Origin of the sequence: Paenibacillus sp. MMS20-IR301, from assembly GCF_032302195.1 — a bacterium.
GTDB lineage: Bacteria > Bacillota > Bacilli > Paenibacillales > Paenibacillaceae > Paenibacillus_AQ.
On record NZ_CP135275.1, the window covers coordinates 6,753,125 to 6,775,922 of the forward strand.

The following is a 22,798-nucleotide window of genomic DNA, read 5'->3' on the forward strand; positions in this document are numbered from 1 at the left end:
TATGAAATTTCTGGTTCTTTTACTTAGTCTGCTGTCTCCCTTTATTTCAGTTCCCCCGCAAGAAGAGACTGTCCCTGCCGCTTTATCTGCCGCGGATCAGCCGGTAATGCTCGCTTTGGGGCATGGCTTCAGCGCAGAGACCTACATAAGCCGTTTTGATTCTCTGGCCGGCGTTTCTTTGTACATGACTGAGGAAGCGCTGCTGCTGGCGAAAGGAGAGCCGCTGCAGATTGCCCCTGATCCTTGGGGAGGCTGCCTGGAATATCAATATGCTGACATTACCGCCGGTATCTGTGACGGCATTATCCTCTATGTTCATGCTTCTCCGGCGCAGGCTGAGCAGTTTGGTTTGATGCTGAACGGGCTTCAGCTGAATCCGCTTGCGGGGAATCTTCAGGAGCTGCTGGGTGCGCCGGATTTCCGGGCCGAGGACGGCGATGTCTATATAAGAGGGAGCGCGGCGCTCAAGGTCTACAGGAATGCCGGTACCGGCGGATTTGACGGAATCGATTTATTTGACGGAAATTCCTTCTGAGCTGTTTCAAGTGCAGCAATTCCGGTTAATGAATGCTCAGTCATCTTTTAACCTGCGTTGCCCCTTAAACATTGCCAAGGAGAGTGATTTCATGGATTCTATCGGTACACAGGCATATGCCAAGCTGCTGGAGAATGGTGTTCAGGCGATCGAAGAAGTGAATCGGCTGCGGAGCAGCGGCTATACAAGAGATGAACTGTATGTAATCAGCCATGACCGGGACCGCGAAGGCCGGATAGCGGATACTGCGGATGTGAGTGAGATCGGACTCAGTGAAGAAGGGCTGTTTGGCGCAATTGCCAATCTGTTCCGTTCCCGAGGGGATGCTCTCCGCCACAAGATGACTTCGCTGGGCTTCAGTTCAGCGGAAGCGGCCTTTTATGAGAAGGAGCTTGATTCAGGCAAGGTGCTGGTCATCGCCAAAAGAAACCCGCAATAATATAACGGATATCGTCCTCCTTTTAAAATTTAGTCAATAGCGTAACCTCCAGTCCCACTTTATGCAGTGGGGCTGGAGGTTACTTTGTTGACAAGATAAGAATTTATTTGCTTCACGCAATAAATGTCCCTTATCTTTCTGCCAATATCTTGAATATTGGTAACAGGCCGATCAAATATCGTATGATAGAAAGGCAGGACTTACGGCCTAATACTACTCGTGTGAGGTGAAGGAGCTTGAGAATACTAATCGTAGATGACAATCCTACCAATGTAATTATCATCCGGGAGATTCTGAAAAAGGAAGATTACAAGAATTTCATAACGGCTTCGTCCGCTAAAGATATGTTGAAGCTGCTTGGTGTAGGTTCAGGAATGGAAGGGAAATCCCCTAAGCCGTCCGATGTAGATTTGATCCTGCTGGATATGATGATGCCGGAGATGGACGGTATTGAGGCTTGCCGTGTAATCCAGCAGTACGATCATCTGAAGGATATACCGATTATTATGGTTACAGCTGTAGGCGATTCCAAGAAGCTCGCCGAGGCGCTGGATGCCGGCGCTGTGGATTATGTTACGAAACCGATTAACAAGGTGGAGCTGATGGCCCGTATCCGTCTGGCGCTGCGGCTTAAGCGTGAGAAGGACTGGCATAAGGAGCGGGACCAGCGTATCCAGGATGAGCTGAAGCTGGCGGCTCTGGTGCAGAATGCAGTGCTAAGCCTGCCGCTTACCGAAGAGGCATTTGAGGTGCACGCCATTTATCAGCCCTCCTTCGAGCTGGCTGGTGATTTATATGCCTGGTATCCGCTTGGTGACGGGCGGTATGCTGTGATTTTACTTGATATGATGGGGCACGGGATCTCTTCGTCATTGTTCTGCATGTTTCTGGCTTCAGTGCTCAAGGATACCGTGACTACATATGTAGAGCCGGAGAAAGTGATTCAGGAGCTGAACAGGCGCTTCAACCAGCTCTACATTGAGAAGCAACTGGTGCAGTATTACTTCACAGCGATTTATCTTGTTATGGATACCCGGCAGAAGCGGATTGATTATGTAAATGCCGGACACCCGCCGGCATTGTTCTTCGAAGGAGAAGCCAGAACGCCAGTGTTGCTGGAGAGCAACTGCCATCCTGTAGGGCTGTTTGACCGGATCGATATAGAGACGCAAAGCTTGAATTATACGGATGAAGGTCATCTTGTGCTGTTTACGGATGGCCTGCTGGAAATGGTCCAGGGAGCGCAGGAGGAGCAGCTGGAGTTCATGATCGGGCATCTGAATGCCGGCCATGACTGGAACGAAGCGGCTATGCGGGACGCATTCCTGAGTGAGCCGGTGAACCAGGAGCGCGATGACGATAAGTGCCTCGTATGGATCTCGCTCAAGAAAGGAACGGGTAGGGGATGAAGATTAAGGCTAAGCTGCTGATCGGCTTTAGTGCCATGCTGGCAATTATGCTGGCCCTGACCATGATCGGCTATGACAGGCTTCATTATATGAGCGGGCAGCTTGACAGCTTCCAGGAGAGGTATACCAAAGGCCGTGCCTCCTCGGGACTGCGTGGTGAAGTGAATGATATGGCCCGGATTTTGACCACCTCCATGCTTAATGCAGATACAACATCTGTAGATGCACAGAAGACGGAGATCAACAGCAAGGTGGTCAAGGCGGATGGTCATCTGGAGAGTATTGAGGACTCTCTCAAGACTGCTGAGGAGCTGCAGCTGTTAAGACGCATTCAGTCTGCCTATTCCGCATATCTGAATTATCAGAACAAAGTGCTGGATATGCTGACAGCCGGATACTTCCAGAATGCCAATACTTACCGTAATACGGAAGGTCAGGATATTCAGAATGAGGTGCTGGATAGCCTGAATGCCCTTTCGGATTATAATGCTTCCAAGATGACAGAGGAGACCGCCATAGCCCAGTCGGCCTCTGAACAATCCGTCCAGATGGTCACGCTGATTATGATTGTCGGACTGCTGCTGGGACTTGGGGTTATCCTGTGGATTATTCCGAGCATTACGCGCGGACTAAGTGTCGTATCCATGATGATTACCAGCTTCGGTAACGGCAAGATGCGGGCTATCCGCCGGATCAAAGTGAAATCCAAGGATGAGATTGGCGAGGTGGCCCGTGTATTCCAGGAGATGGCTAAGGATATTGAAGAGAAGCAGCAGCTTGAACGCTCCTATGCCCAGGCACAGAGCGATCAGGCTTGGCTGAATGCAAATATTGCCCGGATAACAGAGCTGCTGCGCGGCATGAGCTCATTGGATCAGGTGTCGCAGGCCTTCATCAGTGAGTTCACGCCTGTGCTGGGAGCCCAGTACGGTGCGCTTTACCTGAAGGATCAGAACAATCCGAACCAGCTGCTAAGCAGTGCATTTTATGCGGGAGAGGCAGGTATCCAGCCGAAGGAGGGCTTTGAGATCGGCCAGGGGCTGGTCGGGCAATGTGCTCTCGACAAGCACCCGATCAGGTTGACAGAGGCTCCGGACAACTATATTTCCGTTTCTTCCGGATTCGGGGATTCCCGCCCGAATCATATTTCCATCCATCCGCTGTTATTCGAAGATGAGTTGCTGGGTGTTGTAGAGTTTGCTTCCTTTACGCCGTTCTCGGTGCTGCAGAATGAGCTGCTTAACCAGCTTACGAATAATCTTGGAATCATTCTGAATAATATCAGCCGCAGGCTGGTGGTGGAAGAGCTGCTGCGTGAGTCGCAGGCGCTTACCGAAGAGCTGCAGTGCCAATCCGAGGAATTGCAGACCCAGCAGGAAGAGCTGCGCCGCTCTAATGAGAATCTGGAGGAGCAGACGGATGCGCTGAAGCGTTCCGAAGAACTGCTGCAGCGCCAGCAGGGAGAGCTGGAGCACTATAACTCGGAGCTTGTCTCGAAGACCCGCGCCCTGCAAGAACAGGTACAGGAGGTCGAAGAGAAGAAGGATGAGATTGAGCAGGCCCGTGCGCAGCTTGAGAAGCAGGCGATGCAGCTGGCGGTGACGAGCAAATACAAGTCAGAGTTTCTGGCAAATATGTCTCATGAGCTGCGGACACCGCTGAACAGCCTGCTGATTCTGTCCCAGCTGCTTACAGAGAATAAGGAAGGGAACCTGAGTGATAAGCAGGTAGAGTTCGCCCATACCATTTATATGTCAGGTGCCGATCTGCTGAAGATGATTGATGAAATTCTCGATCTGTCCAAGGTCGATGCCGGTAAAATGGAGCTGAATTACGAAGAGATTCCGCTTACGGAGCTGAAAACATTCGTGAAGCAGAACTTTGCTCCGCTGGCCGGGAAAAAGGGCCTGTCGCTGCGTCTCTCGTTCGAAGAGCCGCTGCCGGACTCTCTGCTCACCGACAGCCACAGGCTGAAGCAGGTTCTGCGCAATCTGCTGTCGAACGCCTTCAAGTTCACCAGCGAAGGCTATGTGGAATTCACCGTCAGCCGGGCGGTGCCGGGCCAGCTGCCTTCTCATCTCCCGCCTGAATTTGATTATATCGCTTTGTCGGTCAAAGACAGCGGGATTGGCATCCCCTCTGACAAGACGGATATTGTCTTCGAGGCCTTCCAGCAGGTTGACGGAACGACCAGCCGCAAGTATGGCGGTACCGGACTCGGGCTGTCGATCAGCCGCGAATTGGCCCGCCTGATGGGCGGAGCAATCGGACTGGAATCGCGTGAAGGGCAAGGCAGCATCTTCACTTTATATTTGCCGGTCCAGGGGAACTATAGCCTCCTGCCCGGAGTGATGGAAGCGGCAGCCGCCCGCGAGCCGGCTGCACTTGATGAATATCCGGCTGATCAGCCGTGGGATATGTCCGGTGATGCGACCCCTGCTCCGCTGGTGCCGGTCATCGTAGACGATGACCGGGATTCATTGACCGGGAATGACAAGGTTCTGCTTATCGTTGAGGATGACGAGAGCTTTGCCAAAATACTGCTCGGCATGGCGCGGGGACGCGGGTTCAAGGGTCTCGTCGCCCTGCAGGGGGATACCGGTCTGCAAATGGCCAAAACGCATCTGCCGGATGCGATCATTCTTGATATCCAGCTGCCGGTCATTGACGGCTGGTCGATCCTCCGGGAGCTTAAAGGTGCTTCGCAGACCCGTCATATCCCTGTGCATGTCATCTCGGTGAGTGATGAGATTAAGCAGGGCCTGATGATGGGGGCGATGGCTTATCTGCGGAAGCCGTCCTCCCGTGAAGCGCTGGAGCGGGCCTTCTCGCAGATCGAGAACTATACCTCCAGCACATTGAAGCGGCTGCTCATCGTTGAAGATGATGATATCCAGCGCCGCTCCATCATGGAGCTTATCGGCCATGATGATGTAGCTATTACCGCAGTCTCTACCGGCCTTGAGGCGCTCGGTGAGCTGCGCAAGCAAAGATATGACTGCATGGTTCTTGACTTGATGCTGGAGGATATGACCGGCTTCGAGCTGCTGGACCAGATCCGCGATGATGAAGAGCTGAACGATCTGCCGATTATTATCTATACCGGCAAGGATCTCGACAGCAAGGAAGAGACCCAGCTGCGCAAGTATGCTGAATCCATCATTATCAAGGATGTGCGTTCACCGGAACGGCTGCTGGATGAAACTACGCTGTTCCTCCACCGGGTAGAGGCGAATCTTCCGGAGGACAAGCGTAAAATTCTGCAAAAGCTGCACAATAAAGAGGAGTTATTCGACGGCAAGAAAATACTGCTCGTGGATGATGATATCCGTAATGTCTTTGCCCTCTCCAGTGTGCTTGAAGGCTACCACATGGAAGTGAAGTTTGCCGAGAACGGCCGTGAGGCCATCGACATGCTGGTGGAGCAGGGGGATTATGATCTCGTGCTGATGGATATGATGATGCCGGAAATGGACGGCTATGAGGCAATGCGCCGTATCCGGCAGATGCCGCAGTATCAGAAATTGCCGATTATAGCCCTGACGGCCAAAGCGATGAAAGAGGACCGGGCGAAATGTATTGAAGCCGGGGCCTCCGATTATATGAAGAAACCGATCAGTACGGACCAGCTTCTTTCGTTAATGCGCGTCTGGTTGTATTCGTAACCCTGATTTCAGGGTAATAGCTTACAGAACCCATAAGAACAAGTCCGGAATTCAGGCTTATGCAAGGGAGTATTGATGACGATGACAGCAATGGAACGCGGATATGAGACGCAGATAATACAGGCTGGAAGCAAGCAGGAGCTGGAGCAGATTGAAATTGAGCTGCTGCTCAGCGGGGTACACCGGCTCTATGGATATGACTTCAGAAATTATGCGCTGCCTTCCTTGAAACGGCGCATCTGGCATCATGTCCATGCCGAGAATGTACCCAGCATCTCTGCCCTGCAGGAGAAGGTGCTGCATGACCGCGCCTGCTTCGAGCGGTTTGTATACAGCCTTTCCATCCCTGTAACGGAAATGTTCCGCGATCCCGGGCTGTTCCTGACCTTCCGCCAGAAGGTCATTCCGCTGCTGCGCACCTATCCGTATATCCGGATCTGGCACGCTGGCTGTTCCACGGGGGAAGAGGTGTATTCCATGGCTATACTGCTGCATGAGGAAGGCCTCTATGACAAAGCGCGGATCTATGCAACCGATATGAACGCCCGTTCCCTGCAGCAGGCCAAAGAAGGCGTGTATGAAATCGGGAAGATGAAGCAGTATACTAAGAACTATTTGGAGGCGGGCGGTGCACGCGCGTTCTCGGAATATTACACAGCGAAATACAATTCGGTAATTCTGCAGCCGTACTTGCGCAAGAATATTATTTTTGCCGAGCATAATCTGGCGACAGACACTTCGTTCAACGAATTTAATGTTATTTTTTGCCGCAATGTAATGATTTATTTCAATGATGAGCTGCGCGATCATGTGCACGGCTTGTTCCACGAGAGCCTCAGCCGGTTCGGAGTGCTGGTGCTGGGCTCCAAGGAGTCGATTCATTTCACGAAATACAGTGACAGCTACGAACCTCTGGACAGGGTGGAAAAAATATACCGTAAGAATAAATAGCGGGTAAGGAGGGGGCCTATGGGGGTTCAGGAGCCGATTCATATACTACTGGTTGATGACCGTCCCGAGAATCTGCTGGCGCTGGAAGCAGTGCTTGAAAGCCAGCATTATAAGCTTGTCAAAGCCAATTCTGGAGAAGAAGCACTGCGGTGCTTGTTAAAATATGAGTTTGCAGTGATTGTTCTGGATGTGCAGATGCCGGGTATGGACGGAATTGAAACCGCCAGATTAATCAAAGCCAGGGAGAAGACCAAGGATATTCCGATCATTTTCATCTCTGCCAACAGCAAGGAGGCGGAGCATCTGTTCGCGGGGTATTCTGCCGGTGCGATTGATTATATGGTCAAGCCCTTTATTCCGCAGATTCTGAAGTCGAAGATCGAAGGCTTTGTGAACCTGTATCTGACCAGCAAGAAGCAGCAGCTTCAAGCGATGCTGCTGCAGCAGAAGACGCAGGAGCTGGAGCGTATTAACGGTGAGCTGATTAAAGCGAAGGAAGAAGCGGAGATTGCCGCAAATGCCAAAACGGAGTTCCTCGCCATGATGAGCCATGAGATCCGCACGCCGATGAACGGGGTTGTGGGAATGATTGATCTGCTGATGGAGACGGAGCTGGCTCCTGAGCAGAAGGAATACACGGAGATTATCCGTAAGAGCGCAGATACCCTGATTACCGTTATTAATGATATCCTTGATTTCACCAAAATGGAGTCAGGCAAAATGGAAATGGAAGAGCAGCTGTTTGAGCTACAGACCACCATTCAGGAGGTGTTTAGCTTATTTTCTGCGGAAGCAGGCAAAAAAAATCTGGAGCTGGCCTATTTCATCGACCAGCAGCTGCCGAAGCTGATCTACGGCGATATGGCCCGGCTCAGGCAGGTATTGATCAATCTGGTTGCCAATGCTGTTAAATTTACCAATCAGGGCGGCGTGTATCTGGTTGCGTCCAGCCAGCCTGCGGCAGATAATAAGCTGGTAGTGGAATTTACAGTCAAGGATACCGGTATCGGAATATCGCCTGAGAAATGCGGCCGTCTCTTCCAGCCGTTCTCCCAGCTTGATTCTTCCATGACCCGCAAATATGGGGGCACAGGCCTTGGTCTGGCCATCTGCAAATCCCTTGTCGGTATGATGGGCGGAGACATCCGCGTGGAATCGATGGAAGAGAAAGGGGCCACCTTCGTATTTACGATAAAAGTGGCTGTGCCGGAGGATGAGCTGTCCTCGGGCTCCCAGGAGGAACAGGCTGCAGGGAAGCTGTTAGACTGCCAGTGGCAGAGCAAGGTGCTTGTGGTGGATGATCATCCGATAAACCAGCGGCTGATGGTCAGCATGCTGACCAAGCTGGGTTATAGTGCCGATATAGCTGAGGATGGCAGCCAGGCGGTAGAGCTGGCCGGGAAATATGAATATGATTTCATCTTTATGGACCTGCAGATGCCCGTAATGGACGGGCTGACTGCAACCTCCCTGATCCGCGGGCAGAGCGGCGGCTCCCCGGACAACACGGTAATCATCGCCATGACGGCGAATGTCATGGAAGGGATTCAGAACCGGTGCATGGCCGCCGGAATGGACGGCTACATCAGCAAGCCGCTTAAGCTGAGCAGTCTCAGACAAATGCTGTCCAGGTATTCGGGCAAGGATAATTCTGCTGCCCAGCGGACAACCTCGCTTTTCAAAGCATGAACCATTAATTACCACTGCCGAGAGTTCCGCTTTCTGTTTCAATGGTGTCCCATTAGGGTTATTGGTAAAGAAAACATTAATCAGGAGAGATTGTCTATGAATACACATAAGAGCGAAAAATTTCATGCAAAAACCGAAACAGAAGGTAATGTATGTACGGTTTACCTGATTGGCGAGCTTGATTTGTCTGTGGCTCCTGATTTTCGTTTAGTGATGGAACCGCTGGTGGGAGATACGGGGCTTGACCTCGTAATCAATCTTAAGGATTTGAGATATATTGACAGCACCGGTATCGGAATTCTGCTGTCGATCCTCAAAGCAAGACACGGAATGGACGTTAAGTTCACTGTTGAGGAAGTTCCTCCTCAGATACAGAAGCTGTTTGACATGACCGGCATTTCCAAGTTTTTTGCCCCCCAAGAGAATTCCCACTAGGAAAGGATCGAACTAAGGATGAGTGATGACGTGCAAAGAGTAGTTCTTCAGTTACCCGCCAGCGCAGAGTATGTCGATATCGTCAGACTTAACTTGTATGGCATAGCCTCGAAGATGGGGTTCACTTATGAAGATATCGAGGATATGAAGGTAGCCGTTTCGGAAGCCTGTAATAACTCGGTGCTGTATGCTTATGGACAGGAAGACGGATTGGTTGATGTAATCTTTGAAGTTGGAGCAAGTGCCTTGTCCATTACTGTCAAAGATGAGGGGGAGAGCTTTGACGGTTTGGATTCGTCTGATGAACGTATGACGCTGCATGACAAGGAGCTGAATGATGTTCAGGTGGGCGGATTAGGTTTCTACCTGATGCAGGCGCTTATGGATGATGTCAGCGTCGTCAGTGAAGCAGGGAAAGGGACAGTCGTTACCCTGACGAAGCGGCTTAATTTCAGCGAGGAGAAAGTATGAACGAAAAAGTGACTCCCCCAGAGTCCATGAATGAAGCGGTAAGCCTGATCTGGGAATACCAGCAGAGCAAGGATAATGAGATTGCCACGGTGCTGATCCGGAAGTATGAGCCCATGGTGAAGATGGCAGCCGGCAAAATCGCCCGCAACCGTCCCGATTTGTATGAGGATTTATATCAGGTCGGCCAAATGGCGCTGATCAGACTGCTGCAGCAATATGATATTTCACTGGGCATTCCATTTGAGCCGTATGCAATGAAAAGTATGATTGGACATATGAAGAATTTCCTGCGTGATAAATCCTGGTACATACAGGTTCCAAGACGGATCAAGGAGAAGGGTGCGCTGGTCCAGCAGGCTATTGATGAATTAACCATCAGACTGGAGCGTTCCCCGGCGGTAGAAGAAATCGCCCATTATCTGGATCTTACTGTGGAAGAGACTGTGGAGGTACTGGCCGGCAGGGAATGTTATCATTATGTTTCACTGGATTCCCCGCTCTCCCAGGAGGAGACGGGTGCAACGCTAGGGGAACTGATCAGCTCTGACGCGAACGACTATGAGACTGTGGAGAAGCGGATGGATCTCCAGCAGGCGCTGGGACAGCTGAAGGAGCAGGAGCAGCAGGTGCTGCTGCTGGCTTTCCAGGATGGACAATCCCAGCGGGCCATCGCCCAGAAGCTGGGTGTCTCGCAAATGAGTGTCTCGCGCATCCAGAAGCGTGCCACTGAGAAGCTGAAGCAGATTATGGCGAATTCATCGTATTGAATATAAATATTATCACTATGCCAAATAAGGACATGCCCTATCCCGGCCGGGATAGGGCATGTCCTTTTGCAGCTTAGGGGACATATGCAGCTGTTAGCTGTTAGCATCGATATACTTCTTGATTTCTCCAAGATATTCCCCGATGACCGGCACATCAAGGAAGAGGCTGACAACATAACCGAGCAGACCGAGAATCACGAAAGTACCGAGGGAAAGGCCGAGGCCCCGTGATATGCCGGCCATCAGATTCGTGATAATCCGTTTCTTCGGGTCCGTATAATTCTCAAGAATATCTTTGAATTCGGATTTCTCCAGGGAATCGGCAATTTTATCAAGCCGGGCGTTTAAGCGTTTAACTTCATGCCGCAGCTCGAAGGGATGCTCATCCACTTCATAAGCTTTAGTTGTTCTGCTGTCCGCTTCTCCCATAAGGCATACCTGCTTTCTATAGCCGCGAATCGGCTTTAATGGATGATAGCCTGATTATGAGCTGTGAAGAGGGCATATAAGGGCATGCTTAAATAGAGAGCAGCCAGCTACGGCGGGCTGGCTGCTCTCTTCATGCCTAATCAGGCCGTTTATCGCCGTATATCAAAGGTTAATAGTTCGATTTGTAGGAAGCTTTAACTTCCTCCTTGGCATCCTTAGCTTCGTCAGCAACCGCTTTGGAGGCGTCCTTTGCCTTATCAGCAACCTCTTTGGATGAGTCTTTGGCTTCATCGGCTACGTCCTTGGACGCATCCCTGACATCAGAAGCTACATCCTTGGAAGCTTCGCTTACCGTCTCACCGATTTTTTTACCGGTTTCCGACAGGGTTGCAGCAATCTGCTCCTTGCTGTCGCTGACCGTAGTGAAGATGTCCGAAGCTTTGGCTGATACGGTGCTTGCCAGATCGGTAGCTTTTTCGCTGACTGTAGTAGCAATCGTCTTGGTCTTGTCCGTTACGACTCCGGCAACCTCTTTGGTTTTATCTGTAGCCAGCGTAAGCTTGTCCGACAGGTCGCTGCGCATTTCACGGCCGGGCTTCGGCGCGAATAGCAGTGCTGCCGCTGCTCCAAGCAGGCCGCCTATAAAGATTCCTTTGAAAAATGTGCTGCCGCTCTCTACCGGATATTCCGTCTCTGCTTTATTCATAACTAATCACTCCTCATTAGATTATATGATTTGAATCCGGCTAAGCTGCCGCCGTCATTCAAATTCAGAATAGCCTGAAACTTCTTACTTCGTATATAAACGTTGGAATATCGGCTGAAACAGCAAAGGGGTATGGCAAAGATTGCTGAGGAATGCCTTTGATTGAGGCAGAAAGGAAGAGGGTAAGAAATACTTAATTAAAGCGCCTATACACACTTTATACTCAGGAGCAGCTATTCCCCTGTTGTAATTAAGGAGAAGGTTCCAACAACCCTGGAGGTGCAGAGATTATGATTAAAGTAGTCACATCAGCAGAGCGTCATACTTCGAATAGAGAATGGATACACAGCGAATTCAGCTTTTCCTTTGCCGATTATGATGATCCGAGTAATGCCCACTTTGGTGCACTGCTCGCTCATAACGACAATGAACTGAAGCCGGAGCAGGGGATGCATGAGCATCCGCATCATGATCTGGAGATTCTAACCTATGTAGTTTCCGGAGTGCTAAGGCATCAGGATGATCTGGGGAATCATGCGGATCTGCAGGCCAGCAGTGTACAGATGATGAGTGCGGGTACAGGGATCAACCATTCCGAAACCAATCCGTCGGCTGACTCAAATGTGCGGTTTCTGCAAATCTGGCTGCTTCCGGACCGGCCCGGGATGACACCGAAGTGGGATGCGAGATTCTTTCCTGAGGAGCTGAAGCTCAATCACCTGCTCCCTGTTGCTTCCGGGACAGGAGACAGGGGAGCGCTTAAGCTGGGCGAGGAGGTTACCGTCTATCTGTCCAAGCTGCAGACGAACCGGGAGATCAGGTATCCGCAGGAGCAAGAGCGGCGTACTCATATCTATCTGGTCTCCGGAAATCTGGAGATAGCCTGTGAGGACGGGGTGTTTCAGCTTCAGCAGGGTGATGCGGCGCGGATCCGCAAGAGCTGTGATTTGACCCTGAAGGGGACCAGCAGCGGAGGCGATGCCGAATTTATCCTGATTGATCTTCCGTGAACGGGAGACTAAGCTCATGTTTGCCTGTATAGCATGCCAAAGCCCTTCATCATAGCATTCCGTCCCTGGCGGGCGGGTGCTTGAGAAGGGCTTTGGTGATTCCGGGTAAGCTGGCTTTATTTTTTGCGCAAGCGTCCAAGCTCTGAGACAAGGGCTTCTACCTGGGCGATGCTCAGCCTGTCGCTGCCCATGGCTACTTCATAAATATCCTGAATATCCTCATATTGCTCCACTGAAAAAGCTGAAGCCTGCATTGCAGCAGCACTGGCCATCTTCAGCTTGCTTTTAATGCCTTCGATCATATATTCCACATTTTCCTGGCTGGGTTTCGCTAAATCCATGGGGTATAACAGTCCTCCCTAAGTGATATAGAATGTGAATTTAAGAATGTTCCATTTCATTCTTAAGTTCATCTTGTAGTTCAAGTATTTTATCATGTTTACCCGGCGAAAGCCCGTTTTTGTCGAAAACACAAGTGGAAACGGCTACGCCGTCCTTCAAAGGACGGTATCCGTTTCAGCGAGAAAAAGAAGGATAATTTATACGTGAAGCATATAAATTCTTATATTTCGAAAAACATGCTAAATTAGAGGGAAACATCTGCAGAGATTCATGAGGGGAGAGAGGGCTTTGGCCATCAGAGAAGAAGAGAGCAGAAAACGCCGGAAAATGGATGAAAGCAGGCTGGTTGCCTTCTTCGGGGAGATAGCAGCCCTGCATCCGGCAGAGCGGGTGACTTTCCTGTGTATCGGGACGGACCGTTCCACAGGTGATGCTCTGGGGCCGCTGACCGGCAGCCGGCTGCTGGAATACGGCTTTCCGCATGTCAGCGGCACGCTGCCGACGCCCTGTGATGCCGATAATCTGGTGAAGCGGATTGCGGAGATTCCGGAAGGGCAGATTATTATTGCAGTCGATGCCTGCCTGGGCCCGCCTGCAGCACTCGGGTATTTCTTCGCCGCCGCAGATCCCCTGCGTCCGGCACAATCCGTCGGGCTGGTCCTGCCCGCAGTAGGGGATTACAGTCTGGCGGCCATCGTAGATGTGAACAGCCCGCGCCCATACCGGACGCTGCAGACCACCCCGCTCTACCGGGTAACCGTAATGGCTGACCAGATTGCCCGGGCGGCAGCGCAGGGATTCGGACTCATCAGCTGAAGAATGAATGCGTTTCAAACCGCATGTTCTAGCTTAATAATTAAGACAAGCCACAGTCCCCAGGGCCCATATTACATAGAAAGAAGGAAGCAGCCATGGAAAATGTCCGATGCGATGGAAGCAATATTTGTTACAGTGATCAAGGAAAAGGCGAAGTCATAGTGCTGCTGCACGGCTTCTGCGGCAGCGCTGAATACTGGGAGAAGGTCATTCCGGGCCTGGCTGCCCAGTACCGGGTCATTGCCCCGGATTTGCGCGGGCACGGATCCTCGGATGCCCCGCTTGGCGCCTACACCATCGAGCAGATGGCTGATGATGTCCTGGCACTCCTGAATGCTCTGGAGATTCCGGAGTGTTACCTGCTCGGGCATTCTCTTGGAGGCTATATCACACTGTCCTTCGCCCAGCGTCATGCCTCCAGGCTGAAGGGCTTCGGTCTGATTCACTCCTCGGGTTATCCCGACAGTGAAGAAGCGAAGGAGAACCGGCTGAAGAGCATCGGCACAATCCAGAATGCCGGGATCTTTGCCTTTGTGGACGAGCTGATTCCGGGACTGTTCGCCCCGAACGCGGCACAGCAGCTGCAGGAGCGGGCCAAGGAGATCGGCTATAAGACACCGCCGCAGGGAGCGGTGGGGGCAGCCATGGCGATGCGTGAGCGCCTGGACCGCCGGGATGTAATCTCGGCAACGGCGCTGCCGGTGCTGCTGGTGGCCGGAGCCGAGGACTCGAAGGTATCGGCGGAGCGGACGTTTACTTCCGATAATCCGAATATAACCAAGGTGACGATCTCAGGCGTAGGTCATATGAGCATGTTTGAAGCACCTGAGCATTTATCACAGATTATTAAGGAGTTCGTACACGCGCCTGTACAGGATTAACTGACCGGGTGCAGCAGGGCGCGGCCGGGATGGAGCGTATGACCGGAGCGCAGACAGCAGATGTAGCAGACACAGGAGTCGGATAATAACGAGAAAGGCAGCACCCGCCGGTTGGCGGAAGTGCTGCCTTTCTGTGTTGCTGCGCAGCCCTGATTATTGGAACCGGCGGATGGCCGGTACGGTAAGCACAAGACCGACGCAGGATAGCCCCAGACCGGCAAAGATAATAATTGTCGGTACCCCGCCAATCAGGTCAGCCAGCCAGCCGACAAGAATATAACCGACCGGCAGCAGGGCGAAGGAGCCGAACAGGTCGAGGCTGGCTACCCGTCCGAAGGCTTCCTTTGGCACCAGCTCCTGCAGGCTGATCTCCCAGATCAGCCCGAAGATCATCAGCCCGAAGCCTTCAAGGGCGAAGAAGGCGATAGCAACTGCCGGCGAAGCGGCAAACGGCAGCAGCAGGAGAGCGGCCCCGCTGACCATTGCACCTCCGTAAGCCAGAATTCCGCGGTGCCGCCACTTCGGCCGCAAACCGTACAGCAGGCCGGCAATGATAGCTCCTACTCCGGAGAAGGTGACCGCAAGCCCGTATATATATGGAGGCCAGCCATGATGCACCTTGAACAGCCAGGGAAGCAGTACGCTGATGATGCCCGAGTAGCAAATATTGACGAAGCAGAAGGCCAGGATGGTGATCCAGAGCCAGGGATGGCCGCGCAGAACGTTTATACCTTCTATGAAGTCCTCTTTCCAGTGAGTACCGGCAGGCGTTTCAGAAGCGGGCACAACCGGAAGATTAGCATCAATGCTTTCAGCGGGCTCTGCGGTGTCAGGGGCAGCAGACCCCCTGGCGGCTGCTGCAGGCTGCAGGCGGGTAATCAACGCTTTACGCAGATAGATTAAGCAGAACAGGGAGAGCAGATAAGTGAAGGCATCCAGCCCAAACCCGATACCTGCCGACAGATGCGTAATAAGCAGCCCGCCCAGGGCTGGCCCGATCAGGCGTACAGACTGGGTAGTGATCTGTGTCAGGGAGTTGGCAGCTACGCGGATATCCGGTGTGAATACCGTTGCCCGGACAGCGGCATAGGCAGGCTGGAACAAGCCGTCAAGCAGGCCATAACCGGCTACCAATACATACAGCAGAGAGACATTCAGTATCCCGGTGAGGGACAGGACTGCTGTCAGCAGCATGATTGCGAACCGGGCGACATCGGCCAGCATCATAATCCGCACACGGTCATAGCGGTCGACAATATGACCGGATACCGGAAGCATGATTACATTCGGCAGCATATAGGCAGCCATGACGAGTCCCATCGTGGTTGTTGACCCGGTCAGCGTATAGACAAGGACAGGCAGGATGACCATCGTCACCGAGCTGCCCAGGAACGAAACTAAATGACCCAGCCACAAATAAGGAAATGCCCGGGATTGTCTGAATGGAGCAGCGAAGCCTTGAAGCGGGCTATGCTTGGTTTGTCTGGAGGAAGCGGCAGAATTCATCTAAAGCTGTACCTCCGTATCTGTATCCGGCTCTGCAGCGGAATCTGCAGGCTGCAGGCGGCCCAGCATAATTTCGACACCGTATTCATCCCCTGCTGTAACCCTGGATTCCCAGGATGTTATGAGCTCCAGCATCTCCTGATGAAATTCAGCCAGCTCAGGAGGAGAGAGGGAGAGTCTGGTAATGAAATGCTCCACCTGATCTTCCTTGCGGAAGCGGAAGCCGCTCAATTGCTCTGACTTGAACATCGTTCCTTTGGAGCGGTAAAATTTCTGCATGATGCCTCCGGCGGCTTCGGTCCGGACAAGCTCCAGCAGGCCGCCCTCATACAGCTTGATGATATGATAGTGAATATTTCCGGGTGTCTTGTTCAGCCTTTCCGCAACCTGCTTGGACGTGAGCGGCTCACCCGACAGCGTATGCATAATCTTAATCCGCAAGGCGCTTTCCAGCAGCTTATCCTGTTCAGGGGTTACTTTCAGAGGCTGGATATTGTTATCCGGGGAAATTGGAGCCGAAGCCGTGGAGGGTGGCGGGTTTTGCCCGGAATCAGCAGGTTTTCTCATTGAACATCTTCCTGACTTATGTATTTATTATTACGGATTACAGCCCATGGCAACGGTGGCAGGTAAAATCTCTACTGTACTATAATCTGTATAACAGTATAATCTGGATTCCAGATTGGTGTAGCTGTATTGTAGTTCATCCCTTATTTTTATGTCAATATATATTGAGAGAATAGCGTGTGCTGCTATGGCCTCTGGCCCGGCTGCCGGGTGGCGCCGGAGGAAGGAATGGTATAATATGAGTCCATCAGCCAGTAGATTCAGAGGCAGGGCAGCAGCGGCGGCAAAACGGCGTTGCAGTTACGAAAGGAGAGCAGCATGTTCCGGAGAGATTATATCGTGCGCATGATCGAGGATATGACGGCAATGGTTGCCAAGGTGCTGACACTGAAGCAGGATAAAAAAACTACTGAAGCCCTATGGGAAGTGGATGAGCTGCTGAACCGGCATTTTCGTCTGAACTCGCGTCTGCTTAATTCACTGTCTGTAGAGGATATTATAGATATGTTCCGTTTGGGCGGTGTGCTGGAGTCGGACAAGCTTCAGGGCGTAGCCAGGCTGCTGAAGGAAGAGGGCGGGATTTATACGGTAAAAGGGGACAAGGATCAGGCACTGTTCCGGGCAATGCGTTCACTTCATCTGTTCCTGTATGCAGATCTTCACGGAGCCGACCGGGAGCTGCTGGATATGACCGGGGAGATTGAGGCGCTGCTGAAGGAAGTGGAGCCATACCGTCTTCCGGCCAAAACAGAGCGGCTGCTGCTGGCCTATATGGAAGCTATGGGGCATTATGCCAAAGCGGAGGATAGCCTCTACCGGCTGTGGGAGTACGGGGAGGATGTTGCAGCAGAGGGCAGTGAGCTGTATGAGCGGCTGGGACAGCTGAGTCCGGCGGCCCTGACGGCAGGGGATCTTCCGCCCGAAGAAGTGCAGCAAGGCCGGGAGGAATGGAGCAAGCTTACCGGAAATGCTATAATATAACGACATTCAGGAGACCTGTGCTCCATTATATAAGCTGAAAGCGAGATGTACCCTGTGGAATCTTTGAAAGCTCTGATTGAACAAGTCATTACCGGACGTAAGCTGATCACCGCAACATTAAGCCAGCTGCGCAGCAAAGGTGAAGCTGCCTTTAGTAAAGTGCAGATCAAACCCGTTGAATTAAAAGGCAAGCTGCACTACCAGTTTGCCTACTATACCGGACCCAAGGTCGAACACCGCAACCTTCCGGCAGAAGAAGCTGCTGAAGAGATGTATTCCCTGCTGCGTGAAACCTTCCGCCAGGGTCTGCTATGTACTATAGAAGCAGATTATCAGGTGCTCATCAGCAAAAAGTACAAGGTGTCCATTCTGACCAAATCGGCCAGCAAGCAGGAAACACCGGATCTGGCCCATAACCGCCGCAAGCAGTATGTGCTGGAAGAAGGGGTGCCGGTGCCGTTCCTCGTGGAGCTGGGTATTATGAACAGCGAAGGCAAGGTGCTGGCCAAGAAATATGATAAGTTCCGCCAGATCAACCGGTTCCTTGAGATGGTAGAGGACGTGCTCGGCGATCTTCCGGCGGGCCGACCGCTGACGATTGTTGATTTTGGCTGCGGAAAGTCATATCTGACCTTTGCCTTGTACCACTATCTGGGCATCCGCGAGCAGCGGGAGCTGAACATTGTCGGCCTTGATCTTAAGGCGGATGTGATTGAGCACTGCGGCGCACTTGCTGCCAAGCTCGGCTACGACCGGCTGAAGTTCCTGGTAGGCGATATTGCCGACTACAATGAGCTGGACCGGGTGGATATGGTTGTCACTCTGCATGCCTGTGATACGGCTACAGATGCAGCTCTTGAAAAAGCTGTCCGCTGGGGCGCTTCGGTCATCCTCTCCGTTCCCTGCTGCCAGCATGAGCTGTTTGCGCAGGTGGAGAGTGAGGTGCTGAATCCGCTTTTGTCACATGGCATTCTGAAGGAACGCTTCTCGGCGCTTGCCACCGATGCGATCCGGGCCAAGCTGCTCGACCTGATGGGCTACCGCAGCCAGCTGCTGGAATTCATCGACATGGAGCATACCCCGAAGAATATTCTCATCCGTGCGGTGAAAAGCGACAGCGAATACAACTCCGCCAAATGGCGCGAGTACAGTGCATTCCGTGATTTTCTCGGGGCCAAGCCTTATCTGGAGCGTGTCTGCGCGGATCTGCTGCCCGCTGAAATTCCGGAATGAACTTAATACGATGAATGATTAAAGGCATGAGAGACAAGCTGCATTCAGGCTGCTTCCTAGGGAAGCGGCTTTTTTGATAGATAGAATTTATATGTTTTGGGGTCCCCGCAAAGTACCTGAGTCCGCCTCGAAGCCAAAGCCCCACTTTGTGGGGTTATTTTGCGGTTTGGGCCGTGGTTGGGGAAGCTGTGAATAGATGGATTTATGACACTTATTTTCCTGGAAACAGCAATTCAGATCGAAATAGATGCTGTTTTTCCATTTATTTATCTACAGCTGCCGTTGCTCTCCACGGAATCGGCGATTCAGGAAGAATAGGCTGCTCTTTTGCAGAAGGAGAAATATGGGCAGACTGATTGTAAAAGTGCGAAGCGGAACGGGAGATTAACCATGCGGATGAAAAGGTCTCAGCGGCGGAAGGATCAGGTTGTCAGCGTCACTTGCGGTATAGCTCTATTTGCTGCAGCTGCTGCAGCATGTATTCTGAGAGGCTTCTTTTTTGCCGGGGAGATGTATGTGTTCCTGACTATATGGTTTGCTGGCTGTACCGCTCTGGCATGCTGGGTACTGGTGCAGCGTGCAGCGGCCTGGGGGGCTGGAATTGTGCGGGTGCTGGGCAGGGGCACAGAGGAAAGCGCAGAGGCTATGGTGGAGTTGCCCAGGGGAGAAGAGTTACCGGCTGGGGTGGAGCAGGTGACTGGAAGGGAGCGGGGGCCGGATAGAAGCCAGGGGATATTGCTTGGCAGCGATGGACAGAGCGGGAATATAAAAGTTGCGCTGCTGCTTCCTGCCTGCACCGTGATCGTCTGTATCTTTTATGGCATACATGTGTATCTGCGACCGCTGTCCTTGCAAGGAACGCTGAATGAATTGCTGCGGTGGGGACTGTATACGAGCTTTGCTGTGTTTGCTCTGCTGGCTGCGGGCACCCGCCGGGGCGGAGCTCTTCTTGCTGCATTATGGCATTCCATAGGGATTGTAATCAGCTTGTCTGCTTTGCTCGCGGTATGCGGCAGCCTCCCGGTCCCTTATGCTGTTGCTTACAGCCTGTCACCGGAGGTCAGCGTTGCCGGAGCGAGACTGGCCGGCCTGCTCCAGTATCCGAACACCTTCGGTGCGGTGATGGCTGTATTCCTGCTGGAGCGGCTGTTTGCAGCCGCTTACGCTTCGCGGCGGGAGGAGGAACTGCGGAGCGCTGCAGGCGGAGCGGAAGGTGGAGGCGCAGACGGCAGAGCGGAGCGTAGGAGCGCCGTAGGAGGAGCGGAAGGCGGAAGTGCTGGAGGCAGAGCGGAGCGTAGGAGCGCTGCAGGCGGAGCGGAAGGTGGAGGCGCAGAAGGCAATGCGGAGCTGGGCAGCACTGGAGGCTTGCTGGCGCGCCTGCTGCCGCTGTTCCCCTACGCGGCCGCGCTGCTGCTCAGCGAGTCGCGCGGCGCCTGGCTCGCTGCGGCCTGCGCCGCCGCCGCAGCCCTGCTCTCTAAGCGGCAGCTCCTCGCGCCGCTTCTCCTGGCCGGTGCCGCGCCCGCAGCCGGCGCGGCGCTTCTCTACCGCCAGCTGGCCCGCACCGGGCTGGCGGCAGACCCGCTGCCCGGCCTGCTGCTGCTGGCCGGGCTCTGGGCCGGCACGCTGCTGGCCGGCCTGTGGCTGCACCGCCGCTGCACCGGCGCGGCGGGAAGGCAGCGCGCCGCCATGCTGGCACTGGCGGCGGCAGCCTGGACGGCGGCGGGCGGCGCCGTCCTCCTGCATGTGCGCGCGCGGATAACCGGGCCGTCTCCGACGGCGGACGCGCGCGTGCTCTTCTACCGCGATGCCTGGAAGCTCGCGGCAGAGGCGCCCTGGCTGGGGCGCGGGGGCGAGACCTGGCGGCAGGCATACCTCGCCGCCCAGTCCCGCCCCTATGCGGGCAGCCAGGTGCACAGCGGTTACCTCGACATCCTGCTTAACCTGGGGATGGCGGGTCTGGGGGCGGTCCTGCTTCTGCTGCTGGCAGCAGGCTGGCTGACAGGCAAGGCGTCACCAAGGCTGCTTCCGCCCCTGCTCGTCATAGTCCTCCATAGCGCAGTCGATTTCGACTGGAGCTACGGGCTGATCTGGCTGCTTCTGCTCCTGTTGCCCGCCTGGGCGCTGGCGGAGGCAGGGACGGGGACGCTGCTGGCGGCTGTGAAGGGTACAGCCGGGATTACCGCCCCAAGCGGATGGCTTCCTGTGCGGGCAGGAGCCGGCCGGCTGAAGCTTCTACGCGGCAGAGCAGGTATCCTTGCAGGTATCCTCCTTGCTTGCGCGCTGTCTATACTTTGTGGTGTGGTGTCTCTCCGGGCTGCTGCCGGCAGCGCATTATACAGACAGGCCGCCAGTGCCCCTGAACCTGCTGTGCAGGCAACGCTGCTGCGGCAATCCCTGGAGTGGAATAAGGGAGCGCCGTTGACGGCAATCGCTTTATCAAAGCTGCTTCCGGTGGAGCAGGGGACAGAGGTGCTGCGGCGCAGTCTGGCCTGCTCCCCGGGGAATGCGGCACTGAACTGGGAGCTGGCGGAGCGGTATCTGAATACAGGAAGTCCGGGTGAGGCGCTCTACTGGGTACGCCGGAGCCTGCGGCTGGATAAGTATAATGCCGCCATAAGAATGGCAGCAGTTGAAGGGATGCTAATGCTCGGGGAGCGGGAATTGACAGAAGGGGACAAGCGGAGGGCTGCGGAGAGTGCGGACGCCGGCCTCGCGCTGCTGCGGCAGTACAGCCTGCTTGCCCGCAGGGAGTACAGCCGGGGACCGCAGCATAATGACCGCGGCTTCAGGATCAGCGGGCCTGCCGGGGAAGAGATGCACCTGCGGCTTAGCGGGGTGCTGGCAGAGGCCCGTGATATGTTTTCCCGTGCGGATAGGCTGAAGCAATAATCCGTAACATTGTCATCCGGATTATTGCAGCTACATTCAGGACCGGGACATCAGGCATCAGGCCCTGATGTCCCGTGAGATCAGCCAGGAATATATATATGGCAGGACCACAGCTATAACCAGGGCAGCGATTATCATACTTACTGATAAGGCAACCGGCATGAAAGCTCCAAGCATGAACAGCAGCCCGCTAATGATCCACAGTGCTCCGGAGAAACGGTGGGTTTTGCGCCATACTTCAGGGCTGGCCAGCGTCCAGGGGGTACGGATACCGATGAGATAATTATCCTTGATCTGCGGCATGAAATTGCCGATTACGACAAATAACACCCCAAGACCCACAGTAGCCCATTTCCCGGCAGGAAACTGCTCATCCAGACCGTAAGAGACGGTCAACACAAGCATAGCATCACAAAGGATACCTACTGCAAGACGGATCATTTTGTATGCACTCTGAAATTTGCCGTAATTCTCGCGCTTGGGATCAATATTGCGTATAAACTGGATACCCAGCGGAAAGATCGTTCCCATGAAAAACAGCAGCGCGATCACAGTATCCTTGCTCCAATACCTGTTAACCTCGCCGGTGATGCTGAACTGGGCAGGAAGCTGGTCCGGCAGTCTGCCGTAATTATATATTGCGTAGTAGAGTGAGATCAGGCCCAGAATCACAATCAGTGTGTCCTGCCATTTCCAATTAAAATTCTTCATCATGAATCAGCCTCCGTGTCAAAAAATAATAGATCTGCGTACATTCGGTTCACTCTGCTTCTTTCGGCTCGCCTGCTGCTGTATTCTGCTTGCCGCTTTTACCCGCACCGGATAATTCCAGAAACCAGCCCAGCACCTCTTCGAGCACCGTGGAGTCCAGAGAGTAGAGAATAAACTGCCCCTTTCGTTCGTCCTGCACCAGTCCGGCATGCTTGAGCGCATTAAGATGATGGGAGATGCTGGGCTTTGACATGTTGAAAAATTCGGCGATTTCACCGGCTGTCCGGTCTTTATCCTTGAGCAGGCGGAGAATCTGTCTGCGGGTCGGATCAGCCAGAGCTTTGAAAGATTCGTTCAAATCCGCAC

General features: G+C 53.4%; 22 protein-coding genes. 15 read left to right on the plus strand and 7 right to left on the minus strand.

What is annotated here, in order from left to right:
* The first annotated feature begins 1 nt into the window (after position 1).
* From LOS79_RS29085 to LOS79_RS29125, 9 genes are all read left to right on the plus strand, one after another.
* The gene (locus tag LOS79_RS29085) at positions 2-535 is read left to right on the plus strand and encodes a hypothetical protein (protein WP_315414297.1); all 534 of its coding nucleotides are present in this window, start codon (positions 2-4) and stop codon (positions 533-535) included.
* Between the two features lie 91 nt (positions 536-626).
* Positions 627-974, plus strand: coding sequence for a YflT domain-containing protein (locus tag LOS79_RS29090; RefSeq protein WP_315414299.1), 348 nt, complete (start codon positions 627-629; stop codon positions 972-974).
* A 236-nt stretch (positions 975-1,210) separates the two neighbouring features.
* Positions 1,211-2,383, plus strand: coding sequence for a SpoIIE family protein phosphatase (locus LOS79_RS29095; protein ID WP_315414300.1), 1,173 nt, complete (start codon positions 1,211-1,213; stop codon positions 2,381-2,383).
* The gene (locus LOS79_RS29100) at positions 2,380-6,048 is read left to right on the plus strand and encodes a response regulator (protein ID WP_315414301.1); all 3,669 of its coding nucleotides are present in this window, start codon (positions 2,380-2,382) and stop codon (positions 6,046-6,048) included. Before LOS79_RS29095 ends, LOS79_RS29100 begins: the two co-directional genes overlap by 4 nt.
* Positions 6,049-6,129: 81 nt before the next feature.
* The gene (locus tag LOS79_RS29105) at positions 6,130-6,999 is read left to right on the plus strand and encodes a CheR family methyltransferase (RefSeq protein WP_315414304.1); all 870 of its coding nucleotides are present in this window, start codon (positions 6,130-6,132) and stop codon (positions 6,997-6,999) included.
* An 18-nt stretch (positions 7,000-7,017) separates the two neighbouring features.
* Positions 7,018-8,688, plus strand: coding sequence for a response regulator (locus tag LOS79_RS29110; RefSeq protein ID WP_315414305.1), 1,671 nt, complete (start codon positions 7,018-7,020; stop codon positions 8,686-8,688).
* 96 nt (positions 8,689-8,784) lie between these two features.
* Complete coding sequence (locus tag LOS79_RS29115; RefSeq protein ID WP_315414306.1) at positions 8,785-9,123, plus strand: STAS domain-containing protein; 339 nt, start codon at positions 8,785-8,787, stop codon at positions 9,121-9,123.
* Positions 9,124-9,141: 18 nt separating this feature from the next.
* Entirely contained in the window at positions 9,142-9,594 is a 453-nt protein-coding gene (rsbW, locus tag LOS79_RS29120) for an anti-sigma B factor RsbW (protein WP_315414308.1), read from the plus strand.
* Positions 9,591-10,361, plus strand: a complete 771-nt coding sequence (locus LOS79_RS29125) for a sigma-70 family RNA polymerase sigma factor (RefSeq protein ID WP_315414309.1) — start codon at positions 9,591-9,593, stop codon at positions 10,359-10,361. Before rsbW ends, LOS79_RS29125 begins: the two co-directional genes overlap by 4 nt.
* A 93-nt stretch (positions 10,362-10,454) precedes the next feature.
* Here LOS79_RS29125 and LOS79_RS29130 read toward each other — a convergent pair whose 3' ends face one another.
* Positions 10,455-10,790: a DUF5665 domain-containing protein gene (locus LOS79_RS29130; protein WP_315414311.1), complete on the minus strand. Its 336-nt coding sequence runs from the start codon at positions 10,788-10,790 to the stop codon at positions 10,455-10,457.
* Positions 10,791-10,959: 169 nt separating this feature from the next.
* Positions 10,960-11,496, minus strand: a complete 537-nt coding sequence (locus LOS79_RS29135; protein ID WP_315414313.1) for a YtxH domain-containing protein — start codon at positions 11,494-11,496, stop codon at positions 10,960-10,962.
* 290 nt (positions 11,497-11,786) lie between these two features.
* On the opposite strand from LOS79_RS29135, the gene LOS79_RS29140 reads away from it, so the two are divergent.
* The gene (locus tag LOS79_RS29140; RefSeq protein ID WP_315414315.1) at positions 11,787-12,506 is read left to right on the plus strand and encodes a pirin family protein; all 720 of its coding nucleotides are present in this window, start codon (positions 11,787-11,789) and stop codon (positions 12,504-12,506) included.
* A gap of 116 nt (positions 12,507-12,622) precedes the next feature.
* On the opposite strand, the gene LOS79_RS29145 is transcribed toward LOS79_RS29140, so the two are convergent.
* Positions 12,623-12,847, minus strand: a complete 225-nt coding sequence (locus tag LOS79_RS29145; protein WP_315414316.1) for a DUF1128 domain-containing protein — start codon at positions 12,845-12,847, stop codon at positions 12,623-12,625.
* Between the two features lie 271 nt (positions 12,848-13,118).
* Here LOS79_RS29145 and yyaC point away from each other — a divergent pair, with 271 nt between their 5' ends.
* Positions 13,119-13,664 carry a spore protease YyaC gene (gene yyaC, locus LOS79_RS29150; RefSeq protein ID WP_397386706.1) on the plus strand — a complete coding sequence of 182 codons (546 nt, stop codon included), beginning with the start codon at positions 13,119-13,121 and terminating at the stop codon, positions 13,662-13,664.
* Between the two features lie 95 nt (positions 13,665-13,759).
* Positions 13,760-14,545, plus strand: coding sequence for an alpha/beta fold hydrolase (locus LOS79_RS29155; protein ID WP_315414318.1), 786 nt, complete (start codon positions 13,760-13,762; stop codon positions 14,543-14,545).
* A gap of 153 nt (positions 14,546-14,698) precedes the next feature.
* Here LOS79_RS29155 and LOS79_RS29160 read toward each other — a convergent pair whose 3' ends face one another.
* Positions 14,699-16,051 (minus strand): MFS transporter, encoded by a 1,353-nt coding sequence (locus tag LOS79_RS29160; protein ID WP_397386707.1) that lies wholly within the window; start codon positions 16,049-16,051, stop codon positions 14,699-14,701.
* Positions 16,052-16,618, minus strand: coding sequence for an ArsR/SmtB family transcription factor (locus LOS79_RS29165; protein WP_315414320.1), 567 nt, complete (start codon positions 16,616-16,618; stop codon positions 16,052-16,054). It abuts the gene before it with no gap.
* A 318-nt stretch (positions 16,619-16,936) separates the two neighbouring features.
* Between LOS79_RS29165 and LOS79_RS29170 the strand changes: the two genes are divergently transcribed.
* The 3 genes from LOS79_RS29170 (at position 16,937) to LOS79_RS29180 (ending at position 21,721) form a co-directional block, all read left to right on the plus strand.
* Positions 16,937-17,599 carry a DUF6483 family protein gene (locus tag LOS79_RS29170; protein WP_315414322.1) on the plus strand — a complete coding sequence of 221 codons (663 nt, stop codon included), beginning with the start codon at positions 16,937-16,939 and terminating at the stop codon, positions 17,597-17,599.
* A gap of 45 nt (positions 17,600-17,644) precedes the next feature.
* Positions 17,645-18,832, plus strand: coding sequence for a class I SAM-dependent methyltransferase (locus LOS79_RS29175; protein ID WP_315414324.1), 1,188 nt, complete (start codon positions 17,645-17,647; stop codon positions 18,830-18,832).
* Positions 18,833-19,228: 396 nt separating this feature from the next.
* A complete protein-coding gene (locus LOS79_RS29180) occupies positions 19,229-21,721 on the plus strand; it encodes an O-antigen ligase family protein (RefSeq protein WP_315414325.1) in 2,493 nt (830 codons plus the stop codon).
* 57 nt (positions 21,722-21,778) lie between these two features.
* Here LOS79_RS29180 and LOS79_RS29185 read toward each other — a convergent pair whose 3' ends face one another.
* Together LOS79_RS29185 and LOS79_RS29190 are read right to left on the minus strand one after the other, a co-directional pair.
* On the minus strand, positions 21,779-22,435 hold the full coding sequence (locus LOS79_RS29185) for an SdpI family protein (RefSeq protein ID WP_315414326.1): 657 nt from the start codon (positions 22,433-22,435) through the stop codon (positions 21,779-21,781).
* Between the two features lie 46 nt (positions 22,436-22,481).
* The gene (locus tag LOS79_RS29190) at positions 22,482-22,790 is read right to left on the minus strand and encodes an autorepressor SdpR family transcription factor (protein WP_315414327.1); all 309 of its coding nucleotides are present in this window, start codon (positions 22,788-22,790) and stop codon (positions 22,482-22,484) included.
* Positions 22,791-22,798: the final 8 nt, after the last annotated feature.

What these genes read in the sequence shown, in the direction of transcription:
- LOS79_RS29170 (WP_315414322.1), top strand. Translation starts at nt 16,937, where the DNA reads ATGTTCCGGAGAGATTATATCGTGCGCATGATCGAGGATATGACGGCA.
- LOS79_RS29090 (WP_315414299.1), top strand. Translation starts at nt 627, where the DNA reads ATGGATTCTATCGGTACACAGGCATATGCCAAGCTGCTGGAGAATGGT.
- LOS79_RS29110 (WP_315414305.1), top strand. Translation starts at nt 7,018, where the DNA reads ATGGGGGTTCAGGAGCCGATTCATATACTACTGGTTGATGACCGTCCC.
- LOS79_RS29180 (WP_315414325.1), top strand. Translation starts at nt 19,229, where the DNA reads ATGAAAAGGTCTCAGCGGCGGAAGGATCAGGTTGTCAGCGTCACTTGC.
- LOS79_RS29165 (WP_315414320.1), bottom strand. Translation starts at nt 16,618, where the DNA reads ATGAGAAAACCTGCTGATTCCGGGCAAAACCCGCCACCCTCCACGGCT.
- rsbW (WP_315414308.1), top strand. Translation starts at nt 9,142, where the DNA reads ATGAGTGATGACGTGCAAAGAGTAGTTCTTCAGTTACCCGCCAGCGCA.
- yyaC (WP_397386706.1), top strand. Translation starts at nt 13,119, where the DNA reads ATGAGGGGAGAGAGGGCTTTGGCCATCAGAGAAGAAGAGAGCAGAAAA.
- LOS79_RS29155 (WP_315414318.1), top strand. Translation starts at nt 13,760, where the DNA reads ATGGAAAATGTCCGATGCGATGGAAGCAATATTTGTTACAGTGATCAA.
- LOS79_RS29160 (WP_397386707.1), bottom strand. Translation starts at nt 16,051, where the DNA reads ATGAATTCTGCCGCTTCCTCCAGACAAACCAAGCATAGCCCGCTTCAA.
- LOS79_RS29130 (WP_315414311.1), bottom strand. Translation starts at nt 10,790, where the DNA reads ATGGGAGAAGCGGACAGCAGAACAACTAAAGCTTATGAAGTGGATGAG.
- LOS79_RS29135 (WP_315414313.1), bottom strand. Translation starts at nt 11,496, where the DNA reads ATGAATAAAGCAGAGACGGAATATCCGGTAGAGAGCGGCAGCACATTT.
- LOS79_RS29140 (WP_315414315.1), top strand. Translation starts at nt 11,787, where the DNA reads ATGATTAAAGTAGTCACATCAGCAGAGCGTCATACTTCGAATAGAGAA.
- LOS79_RS29085 (WP_315414297.1), top strand. Translation starts at nt 2, where the DNA reads ATGAAATTTCTGGTTCTTTTACTTAGTCTGCTGTCTCCCTTTATTTCA.
- LOS79_RS29100 (WP_315414301.1), top strand. Translation starts at nt 2,380, where the DNA reads ATGAAGATTAAGGCTAAGCTGCTGATCGGCTTTAGTGCCATGCTGGCA.
- LOS79_RS29185 (WP_315414326.1), bottom strand. Translation starts at nt 22,435, where the DNA reads ATGATGAAGAATTTTAATTGGAAATGGCAGGACACACTGATTGTGATT.
- LOS79_RS29145 (WP_315414316.1), bottom strand. Translation starts at nt 12,847, where the DNA reads ATGGATTTAGCGAAACCCAGCCAGGAAAATGTGGAATATATGATCGAA.
- LOS79_RS29125 (WP_315414309.1), top strand. Translation starts at nt 9,591, where the DNA reads ATGAACGAAAAAGTGACTCCCCCAGAGTCCATGAATGAAGCGGTAAGC.
- LOS79_RS29115 (WP_315414306.1), top strand. Translation starts at nt 8,785, where the DNA reads ATGAATACACATAAGAGCGAAAAATTTCATGCAAAAACCGAAACAGAA.
- LOS79_RS29175 (WP_315414324.1), top strand. Translation starts at nt 17,645, where the DNA reads ATGTACCCTGTGGAATCTTTGAAAGCTCTGATTGAACAAGTCATTACC.
- LOS79_RS29105 (WP_315414304.1), top strand. Translation starts at nt 6,130, where the DNA reads ATGACAGCAATGGAACGCGGATATGAGACGCAGATAATACAGGCTGGA.